The organism is Paenirhizobium naphthalenivorans (genome assembly GCF_007992095.1).
GTDB lineage: Bacteria > Pseudomonadota > Alphaproteobacteria > Rhizobiales > Rhizobiaceae > Allorhizobium > Allorhizobium naphthalenivorans.
Window position 1 is genome coordinate 1 of sequence record NZ_BJZP01000065.1, and the last position, 3,527, is coordinate 3,527.

Annotated in this window: 2 protein-coding genes and 1 pseudogene; all 3 read right to left on the minus strand. The window is 58.6% G+C overall.

Annotation, left to right across the window (positions count from 1 at the left end; translation table 11 throughout):
• Positions 1–767 (minus strand): annotated as a pseudogene (locus tag RNA01_RS24275) (IS3 family transposase); the annotation flags it as partial.
• Between the two features lie 346 nt (positions 768–1,113).
• Positions 1,114–2,334: a YncE family protein gene (locus tag RNA01_RS22885; protein ID WP_147182397.1), complete on the minus strand. Its 1,221-nt coding sequence runs from the start codon at positions 2,332–2,334 to the stop codon at positions 1,114–1,116.
• A gap of 48 nt (positions 2,335–2,382) precedes the next feature.
• Positions 2,383–3,527, minus strand: a 1,145-nt coding sequence (tnpC, locus tag RNA01_RS22890) for an IS66 family transposase (RefSeq protein ID WP_147182398.1), incomplete at its 5' end; no start/stop codon positions are given.

Genomic DNA, 3,527 nt, shown 5'->3' on the forward strand with positions numbered 1-3,527 from the left:
GCGTTCCAGCGTATGGACGACATCCTCACCGCGATAGGAGAACCGTGGATCGGTGGCCGGTGCAAAGCGCGAGTGGGTGTCGACGATCGTCAGGATGCGCAGTTTCCGGCCCGTTGCGAGCTGGTCGTGAACGAAGTCCATGGCCCAGATCTGGTTGCTTCTGGTCGCATCGGTTCGCTCCTGCCTGAGTTTGGCCTTGACCCGGCGCTTTGGTGTCTTGTTGCGCAGCTGAAGACCCAACTCATTGTAAAGTCTTCTTGTTCGCTTCATGTTGATCGGCCATCCCTCACGCTGTAAAAGCACGTGGACACGCCGATATCCATAGCGGACACGTGTCTCGCAGATCTCCTTGATGCGGTTCTTCAGGGGTGCCTGCTCTCCGCGCTTGCCCTTGTAGGTGTAGAGGGAACGATCGATCCGCAGGGCCGAACATGCCTTGCGAACCGATACCTTCCAGGTCTCTCTCACCTCATCGACAAGGCGGCGTCGGCGAGCAGGCTTCAGAGCTTTTTTGATAGCACATCCTGAAGCATGGCCTTGTCGAGGCTGAGGTCCGCGACCAGGCGCTTGAGCTTGGCGTTCTCCTCCTCGAGTTGGCGCAGCCTCTTGACCTCGGAAGGCATCAGGCCAGCGTAACGCTTGCGCCAGTTGTAGAACGTCGCCTCCGAAATTCCTGCCTTTCGGCAGACCTCGCCAACAGCTGTTCCGTCCTCAGCCTGCTTCAAGACGAAGGCAATCTGCGCCTCCGAAAACTTCGATGCTTTCATGGAACTCTCCTTCTCCCGGTCACGGGATCATAATTGGAAAATTCCAGCTTCAAACGGTCCGATTTATCGGGGGCACGTCATAATTACCAGATCACCGGCGTCGTCGAGGCGTGGTGTATATTTTGACGCAAGGACCTCCATAGGGACCGCGTGCGGCGCGGCCTGCAGCAGGCATTCCTTGCCGAGCAGTGTAAGCCTACGGTGAAGGCCGCACACCACCTAGTGGCTTTACACGGCAGATAGAAAGTATCCGGCGAACCATACGTTCCAAAGCTAGCACAGTAATTCGGGGTTATCGTCCCGACGGGCCAAAATGGGCCATCGACGCTGGCTGGCACACGACCCTCTAATCCGAACTGTCGTCGATGTCGAAAACTGCCACTATCGAACCGCCAGTCAGCCAGGCCTGTCTACCATCCGGTGAGAAGGCTAAAGACAGACTTGCCCAACCAGGCGTCGAAAATCGCTGCAAGACGCGGCCGTCTGCCATGGAAATAAGTGCAACATACTGCCTGTCGTCGGGCAGCAAGATCAAAGCATATCGATTATTCGGGCTGACAGCCGGTACTATGCTAGTGGTGAAGCCACGTGCTGTACCATCAATCGACCAAACGACTGTGCCGGAAGTCACCTCTCTCAACTGCGCGATCATGCCTGACTGTGGTATCGGCGCTGGACACTTGCGTCCGAACTCGCACACCACCCCTGTCGCGCTCAAGTTTCCCATGATCAAAACCTGGCTGCCATCCATGGAAAGGGTGAAGGTCGGTCGCCGTGTCTCAATCTCAATCGGTACAAGTCTCGGACGTTCATTCTGATCCCAGAGCATCCAGCGATCCGGTGGCCATGCTACCAAAGTACGTATTCTTCCATTGTCCTTGGTACGCGAGGCCGCAACCCATTGCCTGCGGTCGCCGAGCCCTTCGATCTCAGTGATGGGAAAGCTTTGCAGAACTTCGCCGGTTAGTGCATTCGCCATCGCGATGGTCGGAATGACGTCAGTGCGCTCGGGCTTGTAGTAGCGACCTCTCGTTCCAAATGTGGCGAAAGCCGATCCAGTTCCATCCATCCAGAAAACCTCATCCAAGGGCCCGTCCGGATGGTTAAGAGCCGGAAGGCGGGTTTTTTGGCCATCGGCCGTGAACAGATACGGTTGCAAGGGCGTGAGTGCGAAGCCGTGCCGGTTCGTTTCCTGCGCGACCCCCATTACAACCGAGGAGTCGGAGCGCCACTCGAAGGGTGCTGACCTGCTTCCGAAAGTAGAGCCAGAGATGCGACCAGCAAACGCGCTGCCCGTATCTGCGCGGTCAATTCCTCCGACCCAAAGCCCTTCAAGCTCATGGAAGCTGAGTAACTTCCTACCGTCGGGCGAAAGCGAAACCGGGTAGCCGTCGCGGGGAATGCTGACACAGCGAACGGCCGACAGTGTTAAAGGTCCCGCAGGCTCGGGCTCGAGCGATCGAACGGTCGCCTCCCAGTTTCCGGAGCAGTCGATCACCCGCGGGGACGCCATCGCCGGTAAAGCCAAGACAAATCCGATTGCGGCTAAGGTAGACAACTTCAACATTATTGGGTTCCAACATCGCTTAAAATGAGCTTCGACAAAGGTGGCAGATCATGCCGCTTGTGCGTTGACGGTCGGCGGTGTCCAGTTCCATGGAAGCAGTTGTTCCAGCCTGGTCATCGGCGTGTCTGCGATGCGGGCAAGAACGTCGGCCAGCCACGCCTGCGGATCGATGTCGTTGAGCTTTGCCGTCATGATCAGCGTGGCCATGAAAGCGGCACGATCAGCGCCACGATCTGATTCGGCGAAGAGCCAGGACTTCCTACCGAGTGCGAAGCCTCGCAGGGCTCGCTCGGCTGCGTTGTTCGTCAGGCAAATCCGGCCGTCGTCTAGGAATGACGTGAAGCCGTCCCATCGCTTGAGCATGTAATCAATCGCCTCGGCGACCGGGGAACTGCGTGAGAGTTTTGCTCGCTCGGTTTGAAGCCAGACCTGCAGCTCATCGACGAGCGGCACGCTTTCCTTGCGGCGACGATCCAGGCGTTGATCGGCCGAAAGCCCGTTGATCTCCCGCTCGATATCAAACAGGCCGTCGATCCGTTTGACGCCTTCGAGCGCCATAGGCGAGATCGGCGCAGCATTCTTTCCACGCTTGGCGTTCGCGGCAATGTCGGCGAGCACGAAGAATTTGCGCCGCGAGTGTGCCCAACAGAGTGCCTGCGTCAGCGGATTTGGATCGCGATCAAACTTGAACAGCGGATTGTAGCCGCCATAGGCGTCCGCCTGCAGAATGCCGGTGAAGGATTTGAGGTGGCGTTCCGGATGCTCCTGCCGTCGATCTCGCGAGGCATAGTAAAGGGCTGCCGGCGGTGAGAGTCCTCCGAACGGCCGATCGTCCCGGACATAGGTCCAGATACGGCCCGTATCGGTCTTTCCCTTGGCCAGGATCGGTACGGTCGTGTCGTCGCCGTGCAGACGTTCGGCAGCAAGGACATGCGCCTCGATCAGGTAGTGAATGGGCTTTAACGCCGCGGCACAGGCTCCGACCTGATCGGCCAGCGTCGACATGCTGAGGTCGACGCCCTCGCGGGCATAGCGCTCGCTCTGGCGGTTGAGCGGCTGGTGCTGGGCGAACTTCTCGAACAGGATCATCGCCAGCAGGTTCGGTCCGGCAAAACCGCGGGGTGTCACATGGAAGGGTGCCGGCGGCTGCGTGATCTTCTCGCACTCGCGGCAGGTAAACTTCTCTCGCACCG